Origin of the sequence: Alloalcanivorax mobilis (assembly GCF_002864685.1) — a bacterium.
GTDB classification, from domain to species: Bacteria; Pseudomonadota; Gammaproteobacteria; order Pseudomonadales; family Alcanivoracaceae; genus Alloalcanivorax; species Alloalcanivorax mobilis.
In genome coordinates this window covers 24,432-45,196 of sequence record NZ_NMQZ01000040.1, presented here as the reverse complement: position 1 = coordinate 45,196, position 20,765 = coordinate 24,432, and the positions used below count along the sequence as shown (strand labels likewise).

Here is a 20,765-nt window from a genome sequence, read left to right as displayed (position 1 = left end):
TGCGCCGATGCGCCACTCAGAGGCACACCGGCCAGTCCGTTGAGTGGTTCTGTCAGCCTAGTCCAGGGGGCCCCGCCGGCGCAAAGCGGCCAGCCGCCGGCCCCGCCGTTCGTCAAACACTGCGTTTCCCGGTATTTGCTGTCATTTCCATGTGAGTCTCCGGTGATGACCGATCAGCATTTTACCTGTTTTTTCCTTTCCTCCAGGGCGCCCCTGCGCCGTGCCAGGCTCTCGCGGCGCCGCCGCCACCAGGCCCGCACCCGGCGCTCCATTGAGTTCAGCAGTTTCAGGGGTGGCATCGCTGGCATATAGAAGACCGGCTCCGGCACTTCCGGGTCCGTTTTATCCCGTCGCTGTTGTTCGCCTGGTTTCATCGCTCTCTCCTTGTCAAAGCACGCCGTGAGGCTGTGCGGAAAGAGTGAGGCCGTTTCTTTGTTCAATCCAACGAAAAGAATTACATTACTCTTTCAGATTTTCTGAACACAGGGAGAATCCCCATGCCGCATCAGCCGCCAAGCCGGGCGCCCTTGCTGGACAACGACGTGCTGCGAAGCTTTGTCGCCATTGCCGAGAGCGGCAGCTTTACCCGCGCCGCGCAGCAGGTGTTTCGCACGCCCTCGGCGTTGAGTATGCAGATCAAGGGCTTGGAAAAGACGCTCGGGCACGCTCTGTTCGTGCGCGAGGCCCGGCAGGTGCGGTTAACCGCCCATGGCGAGATTCTGCTGGGTTATGGCCGTCGTCTGCTCAAGCTCAACGAGGAGGCGATCGCCCGTTTTCTCGCACCGCCCTTGAGCGGCACCGTGCGGCTGGGCTCGCCGGATGACGTCAGCACCCGTATCTTGCCGGAGGTGCTGATGCGGTTCGCCCAGTCCCATCCGGCGGTGCAGGTGGACGTGGTGGCCGGTCGCAGTGTCGAGCTTGCCGAGCGTCTGCGGCACGGCGAGTTGCACCTGGCGCTGGTCACCCTGGGCATGGACGACGTCGACGGCAGCCAGGCGCAGGTGGTGCACAGTGAGCCGCTGGTGTGGGCAGGAAGGCGCGCCGGCGCTGCCCGGCACCGCTCGCCGTTGCCGCTGTCGCTGGCCAGTCATGGCTGCGCCTGGCGGCGCATGGCGCTGGATGCGCTGGACGGCGCCGGCATTGAGTATCGCGTGGCTTACAGCAGTGAACACTGCGCCGGCCAGGAAGCGGCGATGCTCGCCGACCTGGCGGTGGCGCCCTTCCCCGCCAGCCTGGTGCAAGCGCCACTGACGGCGCTGGGCCCGGACGCCGGGCTGCCACCGCTGGGCCACTATCAGATTGGCCTGTTGCGCCACCACGCCGAGCCGGCCAGCGAGGAGCTGGCGCGGCACATCGTCGAGGCGTTTCGAAACCTGCCCTCTAGGGTCGCGGCGGGCTAGAGAGCCTCCTCAATCACTCTCTGATGATTTCGGCTTTCCTAAGGATCAAGCTCTTCCTTGCCTTTCCACACCAGGCTGTACAGATCCCGGCGTCGGTCACGCTGGTTGGTGACCGAGCCTTCGCTGTGCAACAGCTTGAGCTTCTCGAGATCGACATCGGCGAACAGCAGCATCTCGGTGTTGGGCACCGATTCGCCAATGATGCCATCGTGGGGAAAGTAGAAATCACTGGGCGAAAACACCGACGATTGCGCGTACTGGATGTCCACGTTATCGACCCGTGGCAGATTGCCGACGCTGCCGGAAATCGCCACGTAGCATTCGTTCTCAATGGCGCGCGCCTGGGCGCAATGGCGCACCCGCAGGTAACCGTTCTTGGTGTCGGTCCAGAACGGTACGAACAGGATTTCCATGCCCTGCTCGGCGAGCAGACGACCCAGTTCCGGAAACTCCACGTCGTAGCAGATCAAAATACCGATGCGGCCGGCGTCGGTGTCGAAGATGCGCAGGCCATCGCCGCCCTGAATCGCCCAATCCTTGCGCTCGTGAGGCGTAATATGGATTTTTTTCTGCGCTTCCACCGAGCCATCGCGGCGCATCAGATAGCCGACATTGTACATGCGGCCGTCTTCTTCCAACGGCATCGACCCACCGATGATGTTGATGTTGTAGCTGACCGCCATGTCCGCCAGGGCATCCCGGATCTCTTCAGTGAAGCTGGCCAGATAGCGCACGGCCTCCACCGAATTGAGATCGGTCTTCAGGCCCATCAGCGGGGCGCTGAAAAATTCCGGCAGCACGGCGAAATCGGCGCGGTAGTCGGACAGCGAATCGATAAAGAATTCCACCTGACTGACCAGATCCTCCACTGAGCGCACCGCGCGCATGCGCCGTTGCACCACGCCGATGCGCACCACCGAACGACGCGGCCAGGTGCCTTCGTCTTCCGGCTGATAGAGGATGTTGTCCCATTCCAGCAGGGTGGCGTAGCCACGGGAGCTTTCGTCTTCGGGCAGATACTTGGTGAGCAGCCGCTTGACGTCGAAACCGTTGGAAAGCTGGAAGGTCAGGATGGGATCGTAAATGGCGCGCGCTTCGACCTCGGCGATGTAGTCGGTGACCGGCATTTTGTCGGCGTAATCCTTGTAACCGGGCAAACGACCACCGGCCAGAATGGCACGCAGATTCTCATCGCGGCACAGCTCCTTGCGCGCCTCGTACAGGCGGCGGCCCAGCCGATAGCCCCGATACTCCTGATCCACGAACACATCCAGCCCGTAGAGCGCGTCGCCCTTCTTGCTGTGCGAGCGGACCTTGTCGTCGGTGATCAGGTCTTCATAGCGGTGCGGGTTGGAGAACCGGTCGTAGCTGACCTTGATGGTCAACGCGGTGGCCACCAGCTCGCCGTTGTCCTCGATCGCCAACTGCCCCTCGGGAAACAGGCGAATCAGGGTGCTGACGGTGTCCTCCGGCCAAGCGCCACCGATATCGTGATAAACCTGATCCATCAGTTTCGCCAGGGCGGGATAATCATCGCGGCGCAGTTGCCGCAAGCGCAGTCGGGTACTTTCTTCGGCCATGCTTCACTCCAGAATCGGCTCAGGCATTCAAAGGCGGAAAGGGGATCAGCCAGCAGCAATCCCGATTGTGCAGCGCATCCAGGTTGCGCGGATACAAGGCAACGCCGTCGGGGCGGATAAACAGGGCGGCGCCGGAACGCAGGCCGATAAAACCGGACACCTGCTCAACCACGTAGCCGCCGGGTTCACGGAATTCACTGCGCAGAGGTTCGGGAATCGCTTCGTAACCCACCAGACCGTTGGCCAGCGGGTCGTCCACCGCGCGCCGGTCACGGTACAGACCGATCGCGTCGGCGCCGATCAGCAGCACCATTCCCTGGTGAAAATGCAGCAGATTGACCGGCCCCCGGTCCGGCAATGACAGGACTTCCTGCCGTGAGATTATGTTGTCCATAAAGCTCCAGTTTAACGGGGAGCCGCGAGGCCCATGCAGGAAAAGATTGTAATACTTACCGGCGCCAGAATCTCGGCGGAGTCCGGGATAAACACCTTCCACCGCCACCGGCAGGGCCGCGCCACCGAGCTGGTGCCGGCGCAGGTGAGCGCTCTGATCGCCGCCTAGCGTTGATCGGCACTCCAGCCATACAGCTCCGCCAGCGCCTGTTGACGGCGCCGCCGGGTCATCCGAAAACGCCATGCCAGTGGCGCGTGCACCAGCAACAGGGCGGCGGCCAGCAGCAGCCACGCCGATCGCACCAGCGCCGGCCACGGCTGATCCAGCCGCTGGCGGGTATCGACTTCCAGCCGCACGGCGCCGTCGGCGGTCTCGCCGCGGCGCACCACCACGCCATCGATCTGGAACCGGGTTTGCCCGCTCGCACCGGCCAAAGCAACCATTTGCCGCCACACCTGGCCGGCGCTCTGCTCGCTCGGCGCGCCCTGCCGGATTGGCTCCGGCACCTGGATCACGACGCCGCCGGTCTGCGAGTCGATGATCTCATCGGCCAACCGCCGAACCGCCTTATCGGCGCGCTGGAACCCCGCTTCGCGGGCGTAACCGAGCAGCTTATCGACGTGGTGATGAAGGATCACACCGGGCATCGGCTGGCCGGCCTCGTCAGGCGTTCCCTGAGCGTCGTTTTGCGCCGCGTCGGTCGACGCGCGAAGCACCGCATCATGAAAAGCGGCCCAGTCCCCGGGTTGGGATTCGCGCGGCAGTTTCACCACCTTGACCATCTCCCAGCGCAGCAGATCGCAGGGCCGCGCCGAGCGGTACTGCGACATCGCCTCCGGGCAGGCCCGGTCCACCAGGGCGACCACCGCGGGCAAATCCTTCACCAGCATCGGCCGGGTCTTGGGGTCGCGGTTGCCCTGTAACAGGGCCAGCATCTCCAGGCGCGGGTCGCGGCTAAGATTCAGAAACTCACCGTCGATCAATGCCTGCGCGGTCTCGTCATTCAGTTTCGTGTCGCCGGCGGGCTGCGCGCCCCCCCAGCGAATCCGGCGGCAATCGACGAGCGGCGCGCCGCCCTCCCGCCGCACCTGGCAACGACCGCTGCCGCGCAGGCTGACCGGCGTCGCGTAACCCGGCGGTTGCGCCATCAGCGCTTCCGCATCGCCATACTGTCGGGGGCCGTGTTGCGTCAGCGCGCTCCACGCCAACGCCAGATCCGCCGAGGGCGCGGCGGACGCCAGCAAGGCACCGAGCAACGCCAGGCCACCCAATATCGCCAGAGTCAGGTGCCGTCCCCAGAACACCGGCGGCACCTGGCGAACCTCTTTATCCAGTGACAAATGCCGGTCCCAGCGCACCACGCCATGGTCGTCCACGCGCAGCTCCGCCTCCACCGTGCGGCCTTCTTCCAGCTGCACGTGGGGCCGCCAATGGGCAGGCAGATCGAACGGCAGTTTGTCGCCCAGGGTAACGCCGGCGCTGACCGCCTGGCCGCCTTCCTCAAGGCGGATCAAATGCAGGTCCAGCGCGCCCGACACCACGTTCACCTTGCGCGCCGGGCCCGGCTTCCAAGGCCGCCAGAACAGCCACAGGGCCAGGGCGATCGAGATCAGCCCGCCGGCCAGCCACAACGGCCGGCTGCCATCCAGTTGCGACCAACTGGCGATCCACAGGCCCGCGAACCCGAGCAGCCAGAACAGCCCGGACAACAGCCCCAGGCCACGTCCTTCGCGGGCAAAGATCTCCGCCTCGGTTTCATCGCGCTGGTCGACGATGTCCACCCGCCGGCGGCGCGCTTCGTCATCGCTCTGCGCGCCGTCGTCGACATCGAACACATCGCCGATCTCCCCGCGCACGCCGCTCTGCCACTGGTCATCCGCCTGGGCGCGGCGCTGATCGCGCTCGCGGCCCTCCAGCAAAATGAATTCATCATTGAGCCGGACCACCGCGGCCAGGTTATCGGCGAACACCACCTCGGCCCGATTGTCCTGGGTCAGGAACAGGCGCGCGTCATAGGGCAGCAGCACCTCGACACCGCCAATCGTGTCGTGCAGCGTTTTGTTGCCGTTGCTCTCCAGGCCGTGCTGCTGGTAGGCGCCCTCCAGAACGAACACCTCTTCGCTGTCCAGCGTCAGCGCCTTGCCGGGCTTTTCCGGACGGCGCAGATGCGGCAGCAGCGCCTCGCGCTCACCCGGATCCAGCCGGCGGATCGACACCGACTCTCGCTGCAATGACGAAAGCGCCTGCCTGGACTGGCGGCGGCGACTTTTGTAGCCAATCAGGCTGTAAAGGGAAATGCCGACAACGGCCAACAGAAAAAGGATTTTGAGCAACGCCAGAAGTGCCACGAAAAAGTCCATCTTATCGGGGAAAAGCGGCATCCTATCCGATCATTCCGGTCATTTCAGGACCTGGCGCAAACCCTGGCGTGGCCCGTTATTTCTTCGCCAGGGTGATTGGGCTAGACTGCCGGGTTCACCACCACGAACAACAGGCTAGCCGCGCACCATGACTCAGAAACAGGTAGACGATCTCAATATCCAATCCCAGACGGTGCTGATCACGCCGCGGGCTCTGAAAGAAAAGCTGCCGCTCAGCGACGCCGCCCGTGACACCGTGCTGAACGGCCGGCAGACCCTTCGCGACATTTTGGATCGCAAGGACCCGCGCCTGTTCGTGGTGATCGGCCCGTGTTCGATTCACGACCCCCGCGCGGCCCTGGAGTACGCCGCCCGCCTGCGCAAGCTGGCCGATGAAGTCGACGATGCCCTGTATCTGGTGCTGCGCGTGTATTTCGAGAAGCCGCGTACCACGGTGGGCTGGAAGGGCCTGATCAACGACCCGTACATGAACGACTCGTTCAAGGTCGAGGAAGGCCTGCACATCGCCCGCAAGCTGCTGCTCGACGTGGCCGAGCTGGGGCTGCCGGCGGCCACCGAAGCGCTCGACCCGACCACCCCGCAATACCTGCAGGACCTGATCGCCTGGTCGGCGATTGGCGCGCGCACCACCGAAAGCCAGACACACCGGGAAATGTCGTCTGGTCTGTCCAGCCCGGTGGGCTTCAAGAACGGCACCGACGGCAGCCTGGACGTGGCCGTCAACGCCATGCTCAGCGTGCTGCACCCGCACCGTTTCCTGGGCATCGACCCGGATGGCCGGGTGGCGCTCACCACCACCAGCGGCAACCCTTACGCGCACGTGGTGCTGCGCGGCGGCGGTGGCAAACCGAACTACGACTCCGTGTCCGTGTCGCTGGCGGAAAGCGCCCTGGCCAAAGCCGGCGTGTCCACCAACATCATGGTGGATTGCTCCCACGCCAACTCCAACAAAGACCCTAATCTGCAACCCCTGGTGATGGAAAACATCGGCAACCAGATTCTCGAGGGCAACACCTCGATCATCGGGCTGATGGTGGAATCCCACCTCAAACAGGGCAGCCAGAAAATTCCCGAAAACCTGGAAGACCTGGAGTACGGCGTTTCGGTCACCGACGGCTGCATCAGTTGGGACACCACCGAGCGCAGCGTCCGCGACCTAGCCGACAAAGTCCGCGACACCCTCGCCCAACGCGGCCGCTGATCCACCACGGCACCCGCCGGCCTCCCACCACCACAAGAGGCCGGCGCCCTCCCTCCCCGTCTGAACACTGAAAACTGAACACTGAAAACTTGGTATACACCCCCTCCCATTCTATTTCCTTTAGAAATCAATACGTTCCCGTTGGGAAACAAGCCGTTTCCCGATTTTACATTTGATTTCTTGCCAGATCGCGCCGGATAGCCGCATCTTTTCCACTGTTATTTCTTGTAACGCCCTGCTATTGTGCCGGCGCATTTTTTCTCAGGGAAACTTATTAATGAAAAAAATCTACCTGAAATCCGCCTTAGCCCTCGCCGTAACCGCCGCCTCCTGCCAGGCCCTGGCCAACGGTATCGCTCTAAACGAACAAAGCGCCAGCAGCGCCGGCACGGCCTACGCCGGGCGCGCCTCCACCGCCCGTGACGCCAGCATTCTGTATGGCAACCCGGCCGGCCTGAGCCGTCTGGAGCGCACCCAGATCAGTGCCGGTGGTGCCTTTATCCACGCCAAGACCGACATCAGCAACGCCCAGGCCCAGGGCGCGGTGCCGTTCACCGGCACCAACGACGGCGACATGGTGCCGGATTCCGGCGTTCCGTTCGCCTACTTCGCCACGCCACTGGAAGGCAACTGGCACTTCGGCGTTGGCCTGTACGCCCCGTTCGGCGTGGCCGGCGATTACGAAGACAGCTTCCTGGGCCGCTACGAAGGCCTCAAAAGCGAAGTTCAGGTGGTAACCCTGCAACCCACCCTCAGCTACGCGTTCAATGATCGCGTGTCGGTGGGCATCGGCCCGACCTTCAACCGCATCGAAGGCACCCTGACCGCCGGCGTTAACCCGGCGTTCCCGGACGGCAAGGCCGACATCGAAGGCCACGACAGCGCGGTCGGCTATAACGTCGGCCTGCTGGTGGCACTGACCGACCAACTGGATTGGGGCGTGACCTACCACTCCAAGGTTGAATACACGCTCAACGGCAACACCGATCTGACCGGCGTTCCCCTGCCCGGCCTGAACGGCCATTACAGCGCCAAGCTGGACATCACCATGCCGGAATCCGTGGACACCTCGTTCACCTATCGGCTGGACGACCAGTGGACCCTGTTCGCCGGCGCCACCTGGACGCGCTGGAGCCGCCTGAAGGAATTCGCGGTGGAGAACAGCGGCGTGAACGCCGCCTACCAGCCGCTGTTCGGTACCGTGCGTGAAGAGCTGAACTGGGAAGACACCCTCTCCGTCGCCGTCGGCACCGCCTACCAGCTCAATCCGGAATGGCAACTGCGCGCCGGTTTCGCCCTGGACCCGTCGCCGACCAGCAACGAAGACCGCACCGTGCGCATCCCGGTGAGCAATCGCAAGATCGCCACCCTCGGCGCCGGCTGGGCCCCGACCCGCAACCTCAGTGTTGACGTTGCCTACGCCTACCTGTGGGAAAGCAAAGGCTCGGTCAACCAGGACACCTACAGCGCCGACTTCGAAAACTCCGCCCACGGTGTCAGCGGCCAGGTCACCTACCGCTTCTGATCCATACGCCGTAACGCAAAAAAGCCCCGGTCCGTTGTTCTGGCCGGGGCTTTTTTGTTTAGGGACAACACGCTTGCACGCAGCACGCAGCACGCTTACACGCTCAGTCAAAAACCCGGCTGCCGCGCCGCTTGGGGGCGCGGGCTCCTCTTCAGCGTGCTGCGTGCCGCGCGGTCAGCGCGTCGCCAGAGTCATGCTGTCCAGCACGCGCAGGAAGGTGGTGGGTTCGGCTTGCACGCGGTGGCTTTCCGCCCGATCCACGTAGCGGATTTCGCCGCGCGCATCGATGATGATCAGGGTCGGCATCACCGTGTCGGCGCAGTGGCCGAACAGCTCCAGCCCCAATGGCGTGCCGCCGGCGTCGACGATGTTCAGGTCGCGGGCGGCGCTCAGATCGGCGTCCACCCACCATTCCATCGCCAATCCCAGGCGCCGCGCCAATCGGCCGGTGCGTTTCAGCGGTTGCGCGCTGATCAGCACAATGCGCGCGCCACGGCGCTCAAGCTGAACACGGCGGCGCGCCAATTCGCGGATCTGCGCCATCCCCACCGGGCACCAGTTGCCGCGAAAAAACAACAGCACCGCCGGCGCGCCCAGCAGCGAGGTGGACGACACCGGCGCGCCGCTGAGGTCCCGGAACACCACCGGGGGCAGCTGCTGCCCCGGGCGCGGACCACGCTCATGTTGCGTGCGCAACGGGTGATACCAGAACAGGCTGGCGCACAGGCCGGCCAGGCCGATCGCCGTGTACAACCACGCCAGCGGCCGCGGGTCGCCCAGCGACAGCACGCCCAAGAGAGTACACGCCGCCCCCGCCCAGCAGGTCACCGTGGCCGCCGGCAACCAGGGGTGAATGCGCGCCGGTCCACGGCTGACCAGACACCCCAACAGCATCAACACCGGCAGGTTGACCATTACCACGCCCAGCCATAACCAATGGCCATCGCGCCAGCCCAGCCACAACGCGTGGGCGCAAATCAATAAGGCCAGAAGCGGATACAAGGATATGAACAACGCCTTCACGCGGGCCATCGATCCCCCCTTTTCTTTTATCCGGTGTTTTTTTATCCGGTCGGTTGATTGCTTCGAAACCGTTTTATTTTTCATCGTCGGCCGGCGCCGCGCGGACAAATACCAGACTAAGTGGTCAGCGTCCTGGGAACAAGCCACAATACGCCGATCATTTTGTCGCGCTCACGGAGATACATGAATCGGGAACGCCCTTCACTGCGTGATCGTTGGTGGCACATCATCTTCGGCACCGACACCGAAGCCGGTCGACGTTTCGATCAACTGCTGATCGTCGCCATTCTCGCCAGCGTGGTGGCGGTGATGCTCGACAGCGTTGCTTCTATCCATGAACGCTACGGCGTCTGGCTGTACGGCATTGAGTGGTTTTTTACTTTGCTGTTCACCGTCGAGTACGGCATTCGCCTGTGGGTGAGCGAGCGCCCGGCGCGCTACGCGCGCAGTTTCTTCGGCGTGGTCGATCTGCTGTCGGTGATCCCCACCTATCTGAGCCTGCTGATTCCGGGCACCAATTTCCTGCTCACCATTCGCGCACTGCGTGTGCTCAGGGTATTCCGGGTATTGAAGCTGGCCGCTTTCATGAGCGAGGCCAATCAGCTCGGCGCCGCGCTGATTCGCACCCGCCGCAAGATCGCCGTGTTCATGTTTTCCGTGCTGGTGGTGATCGTGATCTTCGGCAGCCTGATGTACGTGGTCGAAGGGCCGGTCAATGGATTCACCAGTATTCCTCGCAGCATTTACTGGGCCATTGTCACCGTCACCACCGTGGGCTACGGCGACATTTCCCCGCAAACGCCGCTGGGCCAGGTGGTGGCGTCGTTGGCGATGATCACTGGTTACGCCATCATCGCCGTGCCCACCGGCATTATTACCGCGGAAATTTCCGCCGCCCACGTGGCGCGCCGCTATCAACGCGAGTGCCCCGGTTGCCACCGCCACGATCACGATCCGGATGCACGCTTCTGTAAGCAATGCGGCAGCGATTTGCCGAAGCCGGACATCGGCGCCTGAGCGGAATCGCGCTGCTCAATCGGCCACGAAACGCTTCAACTCTGGAATACAGGACCCGCAGTTGGTCCCCGCGCGGCAGCTCAATCCCAGTTCGGACACCGTGCGTGCCCCCTGCTCCACCGCCGCCCGGAGTTGCCCCTCGCGAACCTGAAAACAGGTGCACACCACCACGCCCAGGTCGACGCCGCCGTCACCAGGGTCGCCCAACAACAACCCCGCGCGCTGCCCATCGGCCACCGGCTGAGCCAGGCAACCGGCCAGCCATTCAAGGTTTGCGTGCACCGGCTCGGGTGCCAGCGCCAGCCAGGCGATGATCCGGTTGTGCCGATCCAGGGCAACGCGCCGGTGATGACCGGCGGCGCTGTCATCCAGGCTCAGCCAGTGCTCCGCCTCCGGCAGCCAGGCCATGAAGGTGGTCTCGTCCGGCATCGCCTGACCGGCAAGCTGATATCGCCAATGGTGGGCATCAACGGGTACCCGGGCCCAGTAATCCACCGCCGGCGCCGCCATGGCGCCAAGCAGCAGGCCGTGCCAGCGCGGTTGCCATGGCTGGATCATCGCCGGGGTGTGCTTGAAGGCGGGCTGACCAGAATGCGGGTCGGTCAGCGCCGGCACCAGGGCGTCCACCCGGGCGCGGCCGGTGAAGCGATCGGTCCAGTGCAGCGGCATAAACAGCGCCTGCTCGGCCAGCCCGTCATCGAAGCGCACCTTAACCAGCGCTTCGCCGGCGGCGCTACGCACCCGGGCGTAACCGCCTTGCTCCAGGCCGAAGCGGGCGGCGGTCCGCGGTGCGATTTCCACGAAGGGCTCATCGCGATGGCTGAACAGCATTGGCGCGCGCCCGGTGCGGGTCATGGTGTGCCACTGGTCGCGCAGGCGGCCACTGTTCAGTGTCAGCGGCAGCTCGGCACTCCGGCACTCGGCCGGGGGCGGCGCGCAGGGAATCAGCCGGGCACGGCCATCGGCGGTGCTGAAGCGGGCGTCGGAGAAACAACGCTCCGATTCCCCGAATGGCCAGCGGCGCGGTGTCCATTGCTGATAGCCGCTGTCGGTGAGCGCGGCGGCGGCGGTGAGATCCAGGCATTTGCCAAAGCGCCGGGCAAGCCCGGTCATGGCCGCGTATTCGCGGAAAATCTGCGCCGGGTGGCGGTAGTCGAAGGCGTCCGCGAAGCCCAGCCGCTTTGCCACCTGACAAAGAGCCCACCAGTCCGGACGCGCCTCGCCGGGCGCGGCGAGGAAACTTCGCTGCCGGCTGATCACCCGTTCCGAGTTGGTCACGGTGCCGTCTTTCTCGCCCCAGGCCAGGGCCGGCAAGGCAATGTCGGCGCATTCCAGCGTGTCGGTGTCGCTCACGCAATCGGACACCACCACGGTGTCGCAGGCGCGCAGCGCGGCGCGCACCCGGTCGGCCTCGGGCAGCGAATCCACCGGGTTGGTGGCGATGATCCACACCGCCTTGACGGTGCCCGCCTCGATGGCGCGGAACAGATCCACCGCCATCAGACCCGGTCGCCGGGCCAGGGCCGGAGCGCCCCAGAAGTCGGCCACCGCCTGATGGTGCGCCGGATTGTCCAGTTCCAGATGCACGGCCAGTTGGTTGGCCAACCCACCGACTTCGCGGCCGCCCATGGCGTTGGGCTGCCCGGTGATCGAGAACGGCCCGGCGCCGGGGCGGCCCACCCGCCCGGTGGCAAGGTGGGCGTTGATGATGGCGTTGCCCTGGTCGGTGCCGTTGCGGGCCTGATTGATGCCCTGGGAGAACAGCGTCACGGTGCGCCCGGTGGCCGCGAACCATTGGTAGAAGCACTCCAGGTCGGCCTGCGCCAGGCCCAATTGCGCGGCCAGCCCAGACCAGCTGCCCAGCCCGTCACGAGCCTGCGCGAGGGTGGCGTCGAAGCCCCGGGTATGAGCCTCAAGATAGGCCCGGTCCACGGCCTGGTGTTGATCCAGCCACGCCAGCAGGCCGTTGAACAGAGCCACGTCCTGGCCCGGCCGGATCGGCAAATGCAGGTCGGCCAGGTCGCAGGTGGCGGTGCGCCGCGGGTCGATCACCACGATTTTCATTGCCGGGCGGCGCTTCTTTTCCGCCGCCAGACGCTGGTACACGATGGGGTGCGCCCAGGCCGTGTTGGAGCCCGTCAGCACCACCAGATCCGCCAGCTCCAGATCCTGATAACAGCCGGGCACCACGTCTTCGCCGAAGGCGCGCTTGTGGGCGACCACCGCGCTGCTCATGCACAGCCGCGAATTGGTGTCGATGTTGGCGCTGCCAATAAACCCCTTCATCAGTTTATTGGCGACGTAATAATCCTCGGTGAGCAATTGGCCGGACACGTACAACGCCACCGCGTCCGGACCGTGCTCATCAATGACGCGGCGGAAACGCTCCGCCACTTCATCCAGGGCGCGCTCCCAACTGACGGTGCGATCACCGATGCGCGGGCTCAGCAGGCGGCCGTGTTCACCCAGGGTTTCCAGCAGGCTGGAGCCCTTGACGCACAATCGTCCGCGATTGGCGGGGTGGTCCGGGTCGCCGCGCAGGTTGTCGCCGTCGCTGATCAACCCGCAGCCCACCCCGCAGTAGGGGCAAGTGCTGCGCACCGGCTCGCCGGCGTGCGGGATGGTTTGCCTCATGCCGCCACGTCGCCACAGGCGGCGGCGCCAAATGGCAACGTCAGACGCAAGGCGCCCAGGTCGCGCCCTTCCCGCCACAGGCGCTCGTAGAAGGGTCCGTCACTGACATCGCCGTACAACACCAACCCGGCCAAGCGGCCGTCGCGCAGCAGCAGGCGCCGATAGCCGCCCGCCGGGTCCTGCACGGTGATCACCTCACCTTCGCCCTCGAAATCACCGGCCGACAGCACATCAATGCCGGCGATCTTCAGGCGCGTCACGGTGCCTTCGAAACGGTAGCGACGGTGACCCAGTTCGGCGAGATGGCTGGCGCACACTCGTGCCTGCTCGAACAAGGGCGCCACCAGGCCGAAGGTGCGCCCGCGGTGCTCCACGCATTCACCAATCGCGTAGATGCGTGGATCGAAGGTCTGCAAGGTATCGTCCACGCGGATGCCGCGGGCGCCCACCGCCAGCCCGCAATCCCTCGCCAATTGCGCGCGCGGCACGATGCCGATGGCCTGCACCACCACGTCCGCCGGCAACCGCCGGCCATCGGTGAGGCGCACCGCCGCCACCTTCCCATGGCCGTCGTCCTCCAGGGCGGCGGGCCGCTGGCCCAGCACGAACGCCAGACCGCGTTGCTGCAAATCCCGTTGAAGCCGGGCGCCGGCCACCGCATCCAGTTGCTGATTAAGCAGATGGGAGCGGCCGTGCACCAGGGTCACCGAGTGCCCCCGGCGCAACAGCGCCTCAGCCGCTTCCAGGCCAAGAAAGCCACCGCCCACCACCACCACACGGCAACGGGGCAACGCCAGCAGATGGCGGGCATCGCGCAGGTCACGAAAGCCCAGCACGCCGTTCAGATCGGCGCCCGGCACCGGCAAGGATCGCGGCGCCGCGCCGGTGGCCAACACCAGGCGATGATAGGCAAACTCGCGGCCATCGGCGGTGTGCACCCGCCGCCGAGTGCGGTCGATGCGTGTGACCGGGGTGCCGGTAATCAGCTCGATACCCCGCTCCTGGTACCAGGCGCGGGGATGGGTGAGCAGGGTCGCTTCGTCGGTGCCGCCCGCCAGCAGCGGCGACAACATTACGCGGTTATAGCCACCGCCGGGTTCATCTCCGATCACGGTGATGCGATACCGACTCGGTGTCAGCCGGTTCAGTTCTTCAAGCAGGCGGCAGGCGGCCATGCCATTGCCCACCACCACCAGCGCCGGCCGTTCACCCATGGCGCACCGGCGACGCCGCGATTTCCACCCGATCGCCGGCGAGCCGCACGGGGAACACCTGCAAACGTACCTCGGCGTCCTCGATGCACTCGCCGGTCTCCAGACAAAAGTGCTGCTTGTACAACGGCGAGGCCACCACCCGGCGGCCGGCCACGGAGCCGAGCAGGCCGCGTGCCAGCACATTGGCGTGGCTGAACGGGTCGTGGTTGTCCAGCGCGAACAGCCGGTCATCGCGGGTGCGAAACAACGCCACCTGGCGTTGCGCCAAACGCACCCCAACGCCGGTTTCCGGCACGATCTCCTCAAGCCGGCACACCGGTTGCCAGGTGTCCACGGTGCCCTGCCGCGATGCGGGTTTATCGATGATTGTCTCGCTCATGATTCCACCAGTTCGATGCGTTCGTGGGGATAGGCCGGACGGCGCTGTTCACGTTCGCGCACATAGGCCAGTTCGTTGTCCGGAGTAGCGTCGTTGATAAAGTGGCGGAAGCGCTTCAGCTTTTCCTCATCCTGCAGAGTGGTTTTCCACTCGCACTGGTAGGTGTCGACGATGTGCGCCATCTGCGCTTCCAATTCGTCGGCCAGCCCCAGGCTGTCGTCGAGGATCACTTCACGCAGGTACTCCAGCCCGCCCTCCAGGCTCTCGCGCCAAACACTGGTGCGTTGCAGGCGATCGGCGGTGCGGATGTAGAACATCAGGAAGCGATCAATGGTGCGCAGCAACTGGTCGTCGTCCAGATCCGAGGCAAACAGCTCGGCGTGGCGCGGCCGCATACCGCCGTTGCCGCACACGTACAGGTTCCAGCCCTTCTCGGTGGCGATCACGCCGATGTCCTTGCTTTGCGCTTCGGCGCATTCCCGGGTGCAACCGCTGACACCCAGCTTGATCTTGTGCGGGCTGCGCAGCCCCCGGTAGCGTTCCTCCAGGCGAATCGCCATGGCCACCGAATCCTGAACGCCATAACGGCACCAGGTGGAACCGACACAGGATTTAACCGTGCGCATGGCCTTGCCATAGGCATGGCCGGACTCGAAGCCCGCCGCCACCAGTTCCGACCAGATCGCCGGCAATTGATCGACCCGCGCGCCAAACAGATCAACGCGCTGGCCACCGGTGATCTTGGTGTACAAATCGTATTTCTTCGCCACCTGACCAATGGTGATCAGCTTGTCCGGGGTAATCTCACCACCAGGCACCCGTGGCACCACCGAATAGGTGCCGTCGCGCTGCATGTTGGCGAGGAAATAGTCGTTGGTGTCCTGCAGGCCGGCCAGTTCCGGCGTCAGCACATACTGGTTCCAGCAGGAGGCGAAAATCGACGCCACCGTGGGCTTGCACAGATCGCAGCCGTCGCCCTCACCGTAGCGTTCAAGCAGGGCGTCGAAGCTGTCGATGCCTTCCACGCGCACCAGGTGGTAAAGCGCCTGACGGGAATAGGCGAAGTGTTCGCACAGATGGTTGTTGACCTCCAGGCCGCGCTTGGCCAGTTCGCTGTCGAGCACTTGTTTGACCAACGTCGCGCAACCGCCGCAGGTGGTGGCGGCGCGGGTGTCGCTTTTGAGATCCGCGACACTGGTGCAGCCGGCGTCGATCGCCTGGCACAACGCGCCCTTGGAGACATTATTGCAAGAACAGATTTGCGCGCTGTCCGGCAGCGCGTCGGCGCCCAACAACGGCGCGCCAGCGCCGGCCGGCGCCACCAGCGCAGCCGGATCGCCAGGCAGATCGATGCTGTTCAGACACAGCTGCAGAAGGTCGCCGTAGTCGCTGGCGTCGCCCACCAGCACCGCCCCCAACAACTTTTTGCCACAGGCACTGACCACCGCCTTTTTGTAGACGCCGGCACTCTGATCCAGGAACACCGCGCTGCGCGAGCCCGGCGTGCTGCCATGGGCGTCACCGATGGAAGCCACGTCCACGCCCATCAGTTTCAGTTTGGTGCTCATGTCCGCGCCCTGGAATCCGGATTCGCCCTGGCCACACAGGTGATCCGCCGCGCACTCCGCCATCTGATAGCCCGGCGCCACCAGGCCGAACACCCGCTCACTCCACAGCGCCACTTCACCAATCGCCTGAATCGCCGGGTCGCTGGTCACGCAGTGGTCGTCGATCATCACGCCACCGCGCTCACCGACCGTCAGTTCGCAGGCACGGGCCAGGGTGTCCTGGGGGCGAATGCCAGCGGAAAAGATGATTACGTCGGTTTCCAGATGGCGGTCGCCGAACACCATGCGATGACGGTGCTGCTCGCCGTCGGTGATCGCTTGTGTGCCCGTGCCAGCGTGCACGGTGACACCCAGCGCTTCGATCTTTTCGCGCAGCAACGCACCGCCCATCTCATCCACCTGTACCGCCATCAGGCGCGGGGCGAATTCCACCACATGGGTTTCCAGACCCAGGTCGTGCAATGCCTTGGCCGCTTCCAGGCCAAGCAGGCCACCGCCGATCACCGCTCCCACGCGCGCGCCCTCGGCGGCTTGAATAATGGCGTCAAGGTCCTCCAGCGTGCGATAGACAAAGCAGCCGGCGCGGTCATTGCCGTCAATCGGCGGCACGAACGGATAGGAGCCGGTGGCCAGCACCAGGCGATCATAGCCCAGACGCTCACCGGTCTCGGTGGTCACGGTACGGGCCTGGCGGTCGATGCCGCTGACCCGGGTATCCAGTTTCAGGGTAATGCCGTGGGCTTCCATAAAGCCCGACGGCGTCAGCGATAACGCGTCCGCGTCCCGCTCGGTGAAATAGCGGGTCAGACCGACCCGGTCGTAGGCGGGCCGGGATTCGCCGCACAACACGGTGACGTCAAAACGGCTGAGGCCGTCTCGGGCCACCAGTGCTTCCAGAAAACGCTGACCCACCATGCCGTGGCCGATCAGTAACAATTGCTGTTTGTTCATGGCTAACGCCCCTGTTGCGACTCGCATTCAAATGAACAACGAGCAAAGGGCGTGCCATTCCCGCAAAGCCGCTTAATCCCTGCCATCCATGCGTCGATACCCGGGTCCGGCAGCGGAGTGGCGAGCAAAATCAGGGCGGACGGGCCCCAGCACGATGCAAAGGCGCACTGATTGCGTGCACTTTTTCGTGCACCTCAAGCGCGCACTTTTTGCCCGCCGATTGCGCACCCACGGCGTGCACGGCCGGCCCCGGCGGGCCAGAAGCCTTGTTTTCAGTGCTATTTCGTCCATGGCATGGGGTTTGCTCCAACGTTCGGGTCCGTATCCTTCGCAAGGGAACCGTTATGTCCGAGCCCCGCTTGAATCCGCTGGCCCTGTCGGCACCGCGCATCCGGCTGCTGCATCTGTCGTGGATCGCGTTCTTTATTACTTTCATGGTGTGGTTCTCCCACGCGCCTCTGATGGGCACCATTCGCGATGCCTTCAACCTCAGCAGCGAGCAGGTCAAAGCCCTGCTGATTCTGAACGTGGCTTTGACCATCCCGGCCCGCGTGGTGATCGGCTCGCTGGTGGACCGCTTCGGCCCCAGGCTGGTCTACGGCGTGCTGCTGATGCTGGCGGCGCTGCCCTGCTTCGCCTTTGCCCTGGCGCAAAGCTACACGCAGCTCGCCATCACCCGTCTGCTTCTCGGCTTTGTTGGTGCCGGTTTCGTGGTCGGTATCCGCTTGATCGGCGAGTGGTTCCCGGCCCGCGAAGTGGGGCTGGCCGAAGGTGTCTATGGCGGCTGGGGCAATTTCGGTTCCGCCGCCGCCGCCATGACCCTGCCCACCGTGGCGATGCTGTACGGCGGCGACGACGGCTGGCGCTGGGCCATCGCCAGCACCGGTGTGGTGGCGTTTCTTTACGGCCTGGTGTTTCTCTGGCGCGCCCGCGACACCCCCAAGGGCAGCGCCTACTTCAAGCCCAAACGCGCCGGCGCGTTGGAAGTCACCAGCCGCCGCGATCTGTTCTTCTATCTGGCCATGAGCGTGCCGCTGTACGGCGCCCTGCTGCTGATTATCTGGCGACTTGGCCCCAATAATCTGAACCTGTATGGCGACACCGCTGAACTGGTGATGGCGGCCCTGGTGGTGGCCCTGGCGATGGTGCAGATGTGGCAGGCCTGGCGGGTCAATCGCGAGCACCTCGCGCAAGGGGTGCATGAGCGTGACCGCTATTCGTTCAAACAGGTGGCCATTCTTGATCTCGCCTATCTGGTGACCTTCGGCTCGGAGCTGGCGGTGGTGTCCATGTTGCCACTGTTTTTCACCGACACCTTCCAACTGGAGCCGGTGCTGGCCGGCCTGCTGGCGTCGGGCTACGCGTTCATGAACCTGGTTGCCCGCCCCGGCGGCGGCTGGCTCTCGGACCGTTTCGGGCGCAAGAAGTCCCTGGCCATTCTGCTGGTCGGCCTGATCGCCGGCTACCTGGTGCTCAGCCAGATCACCAGTGGCTGGCCGCTGGTGCTGGCGGTGCTGGCGACCATGGGCTGCTCGTTCTTCGTGCAAGCCGGCGAAGGCGCGGTGTTCGCCACCGTGCCGCTGATCAAGCGCCGTCTCACTGGCCAGATCGCCGGCATGGTCGGCGCCTACGGCAACGCCGGAGCGGTGATGTTTCTCACCGTGCTGACCTTCGTCGACAACAGCACCTTCTTCCTGGTGATCGCCGCGGCGGCCGCCGTGACGCTGCTGGCGGTGCGCTTTCTCGATGAGCCGCGCGGACACATCGCCGAAGTGGATGAACACGGGCAGGTGCAGCTGATCGAGGTGGGCTGATGGCGCCACTGACGACACTGACGGTACGCGCCGGCCAGCAGTCGCGGGGCGGGCGCAAGCCGCTCAACGCGGACGCCGTGGCGCTGCGGCTGCCGGCCACGCAGGACCCCGCCCTGCGCACCAAGGGCGTGGTGGCGGCGCTCGCCGACGGTCTCTCCAGCGCCGGTCGCGGGCGCGAAGCGGCGGAATCCTGCGTGCTCGGATTTACCAGCGACTATTACGCCACGCCGGCACTGTGGAGCGTGCCGCGCAGCGCCCAGCGCGTGCTGGACGCGCTCAACCGCTGGTTGTACCGGCAAACGCAGGCTGGCGAAGCGCACCTGTGCACGCTGTCTATCCTGGTATTGCGTGGCGCCAGCGCGCACCTGTTTCAGGTCGGCGACTCACGCATCTGGCGCTGGCGCGCCGGCCACATTGAGTGCCTCACCCGGGATCATCAACGGCAGCTGAACGGCCGGCCGGTACTGACCCGCGCCATGGGCTGCGACAGCCGTTTGGAGGTCGACTACTGCCACCACCCGTTGCGCCCCGGAGATCGCTTTCTGCTGACCAGCGACGGCGTGCACGACGCCCTGTCCAGTGACGAACTGGCGCAGCGCATCGGCGATCAGAACGACCCCGACACGCAAGCCCGGCGGCTGCTGGACGACGCGCTCGCCGCCGGCGCCAGCGACAACCTGAGTTGTCAGGTGCTGTGGGTGGACATGCCCGGCCAGGCCGGCGCCGAGGAAAGCGTGCGCCTGCTCGGTGAGCGGCCGCTGCCACCGTCACTGAGCGTTGGCCAGAGCCTGGATGACCTCACCGTGCTGCGCCAATTGCACGCCAGCCCGCGCAGCCATCTCTACCTGGTCCGTGATGCGCACGGCGGCACCGGCGTGCTCAAGGCGCCGTCGGTGAATCTGGAAGACGATCTTGAGGCGCTGCGCCGCTTCGCCCAGGAGGGCTGGCTACTGGGGCGCCTGCGAGGGCCGCATTTTCCACGCCTGCTGGCGACGCCCCGACCGCCCAGTTGCCTGTATCTGTATTTGCAATGGATTGACGGTGCCACCCTGGCGCAATGGTGGCGGCAGCGCCCGGACGCGCCGGTGGAGGAGAGACTCTATCTCGCCGATCAACTGCTTAACGGGCTGCGCGCCCTGCACCGCAGCGATGTGATCCACGACGATCTGAAACCGGATAATCTGATGATCGACCGGCACGGGTTGCTGCGTCTGATCGACCTGGGCGGTGCCCATTGCCGGGGCGGCGATCAACCGGTGTCCGCTTTGCCCCAGGGCACCCGCCCTTACACCGCGCCGGAACGCGCCACCGGCGGCGCCCCCAGCGAAGCCAGCGACCAGTTCGCCGCCGCCGTGGTGATTCACGAACTGCTGACCGGCACGCTGCCCTGGCAAGGGCAGTACCAACGCCGGGCGCGCGATCCGTTACCACCGCTCACACGGCACAACCGATTCATACCGGACGGCGTGCAGGGCGCGCTGGCCCGAGCCCTTTCGATACGCCCGGAACAACGCTTTCACGACGTCGCCGAATTCCGCGCCGCGTTGCGCGATCCCGGCACCGTCAGCGCGCCACCACGGCGCGACCCGATCGGCCAGCTGCGCTTCTGGCGAGGCGCCAGCGCCATGCTGTTGTTGCTGCTGCTGTTGAGTGTCTTGGCCAAATAGCGCGGCCCGGCGGGCCG

General features: G+C 65.1%; 16 protein-coding genes. 7 read left to right on the top strand and 9 right to left on the bottom strand.

The features are described from left to right. Positions 1-173 precede the first annotated feature (173 nt). A complete protein-coding gene (locus tag CGS25_RS15960) occupies positions 174-374 on the bottom strand; it encodes a hypothetical protein (RefSeq protein WP_101676069.1) in 201 nt (66 codons plus the stop codon). 123 nt (positions 375-497) lie between these two features. Between CGS25_RS15960 and CGS25_RS15955 the strand changes: the two genes are divergently transcribed. Then, complete coding sequence (locus tag CGS25_RS15955; protein WP_089032397.1) at positions 498-1,400, top strand: LysR substrate-binding domain-containing protein; 903 nt, start codon at positions 498-500, stop codon at positions 1,398-1,400. A 38-nt stretch (positions 1,401-1,438) separates the two neighbouring features. On the opposite strand, the gene CGS25_RS15950 is transcribed toward CGS25_RS15955, so the two are convergent. Further along, positions 1,439-2,980 carry a bifunctional GNAT family N-acetyltransferase/carbon-nitrogen hydrolase family protein gene (locus CGS25_RS15950; RefSeq protein ID WP_089032398.1) on the bottom strand — a complete coding sequence of 514 codons (1,542 nt, stop codon included), beginning with the start codon at positions 2,978-2,980 and terminating at the stop codon, positions 1,439-1,441. A 19-nt stretch (positions 2,981-2,999) separates the two neighbouring features. After that, positions 3,000-3,374, bottom strand: coding sequence for a hypothetical protein (locus tag CGS25_RS15945; RefSeq protein WP_089032399.1), 375 nt, complete (start codon positions 3,372-3,374; stop codon positions 3,000-3,002). A gap of 33 nt (positions 3,375-3,407) precedes the next feature. On the opposite strand from CGS25_RS15945, the gene CGS25_RS19320 reads away from it, so the two are divergent. Continuing rightward, the gene (locus tag CGS25_RS19320) at positions 3,408-3,542 is read left to right on the top strand and encodes a hypothetical protein (RefSeq protein ID WP_269800700.1); all 135 of its coding nucleotides are present in this window, start codon (positions 3,408-3,410) and stop codon (positions 3,540-3,542) included. Here CGS25_RS19320 and CGS25_RS15940 read toward each other — a convergent pair. Next, positions 3,539-5,722 (bottom strand): IgaA/UmoB family intracellular growth attenuator, encoded by a 2,184-nt coding sequence (locus tag CGS25_RS15940; RefSeq protein WP_157933854.1) that lies wholly within the window; start codon positions 5,720-5,722, stop codon positions 3,539-3,541. The genes CGS25_RS19320 and CGS25_RS15940 overlap by 4 nt on opposite strands. A 160-nt stretch (positions 5,723-5,882) precedes the next feature. Between CGS25_RS15940 and CGS25_RS15935 the strand changes: the two genes are divergently transcribed. Continuing rightward, positions 5,883-6,956, top strand: coding sequence for a 3-deoxy-7-phosphoheptulonate synthase (locus CGS25_RS15935; RefSeq protein ID WP_089032401.1), 1,074 nt, complete (start codon positions 5,883-5,885; stop codon positions 6,954-6,956). Positions 6,957-7,233: 277 nt separating this feature from the next. Then, positions 7,234-8,481 carry an OmpP1/FadL family transporter gene (locus CGS25_RS15930; protein ID WP_089032402.1) on the top strand — a complete coding sequence of 416 codons (1,248 nt, stop codon included), beginning with the start codon at positions 7,234-7,236 and terminating at the stop codon, positions 8,479-8,481. Positions 8,482-8,655: 174 nt separating this feature from the next. On the opposite strand, the gene CGS25_RS15925 is transcribed toward CGS25_RS15930, so the two are convergent. Beyond that, positions 8,656-9,513: a peroxiredoxin family protein gene (locus CGS25_RS15925; protein WP_157933853.1), complete on the bottom strand. Its 858-nt coding sequence runs from the start codon at positions 9,511-9,513 to the stop codon at positions 8,656-8,658. A 174-nt stretch (positions 9,514-9,687) separates the two neighbouring features. Between CGS25_RS15925 and CGS25_RS15920 the strand changes: the two genes are divergently transcribed. Beyond that, positions 9,688-10,521 carry an ion transporter gene (locus CGS25_RS15920; protein WP_101676066.1) on the top strand — a complete coding sequence of 278 codons (834 nt, stop codon included), beginning with the start codon at positions 9,688-9,690 and terminating at the stop codon, positions 10,519-10,521. A gap of 15 nt (positions 10,522-10,536) precedes the next feature. On the opposite strand, the gene CGS25_RS15915 is transcribed toward CGS25_RS15920, so the two are convergent. Genes CGS25_RS15915 through nirB form a run of 4 tightly spaced genes read right to left on the bottom strand, consistent with a single transcriptional unit; the run spans position 10,537 to position 17,267 of the window. Continuing rightward, a complete protein-coding gene (locus CGS25_RS15915) occupies positions 10,537-13,155 on the bottom strand; it encodes a nitrate reductase (RefSeq protein WP_101676065.1) in 2,619 nt (872 codons plus the stop codon). Then, entirely contained in the window at positions 13,152-14,369 is a 1,218-nt protein-coding gene (locus CGS25_RS15910) for an NAD(P)/FAD-dependent oxidoreductase (protein ID WP_101676064.1), read from the bottom strand. Before CGS25_RS15910 ends, CGS25_RS15915 begins: the two co-directional genes overlap by 4 nt. After that, positions 14,362-14,748 carry a nitrite reductase small subunit NirD gene (nirD, locus tag CGS25_RS15905; protein ID WP_089032407.1) on the bottom strand — a complete coding sequence of 129 codons (387 nt, stop codon included), beginning with the start codon at positions 14,746-14,748 and terminating at the stop codon, positions 14,362-14,364. Before nirD ends, CGS25_RS15910 begins: the two co-directional genes overlap by 8 nt. After that, complete coding sequence (gene nirB / locus CGS25_RS15900; protein WP_101676063.1) at positions 14,745-17,267, bottom strand: nitrite reductase large subunit NirB; 2,523 nt, start codon at positions 17,265-17,267, stop codon at positions 14,745-14,747. The genes nirD and nirB overlap by 4 nt, the downstream gene beginning before the upstream one ends. Before the next feature lie 344 nt (positions 17,268-17,611). On the opposite strand from nirB, the gene CGS25_RS15895 reads away from it, so the two are divergent. Further along, the gene (locus tag CGS25_RS15895; RefSeq protein ID WP_101676062.1) at positions 17,612-19,081 is read left to right on the top strand and encodes a NarK family nitrate/nitrite MFS transporter; all 1,470 of its coding nucleotides are present in this window, start codon (positions 17,612-17,614) and stop codon (positions 19,079-19,081) included. Continuing rightward, positions 19,081-20,748: a bifunctional protein-serine/threonine kinase/phosphatase gene (locus CGS25_RS15890; RefSeq protein ID WP_101676061.1), complete on the top strand. Its 1,668-nt coding sequence runs from the start codon at positions 19,081-19,083 to the stop codon at positions 20,746-20,748. Before CGS25_RS15895 ends, CGS25_RS15890 begins: the two co-directional genes overlap by 1 nt. Positions 20,749-20,765: the final 17 nt, after the last annotated feature.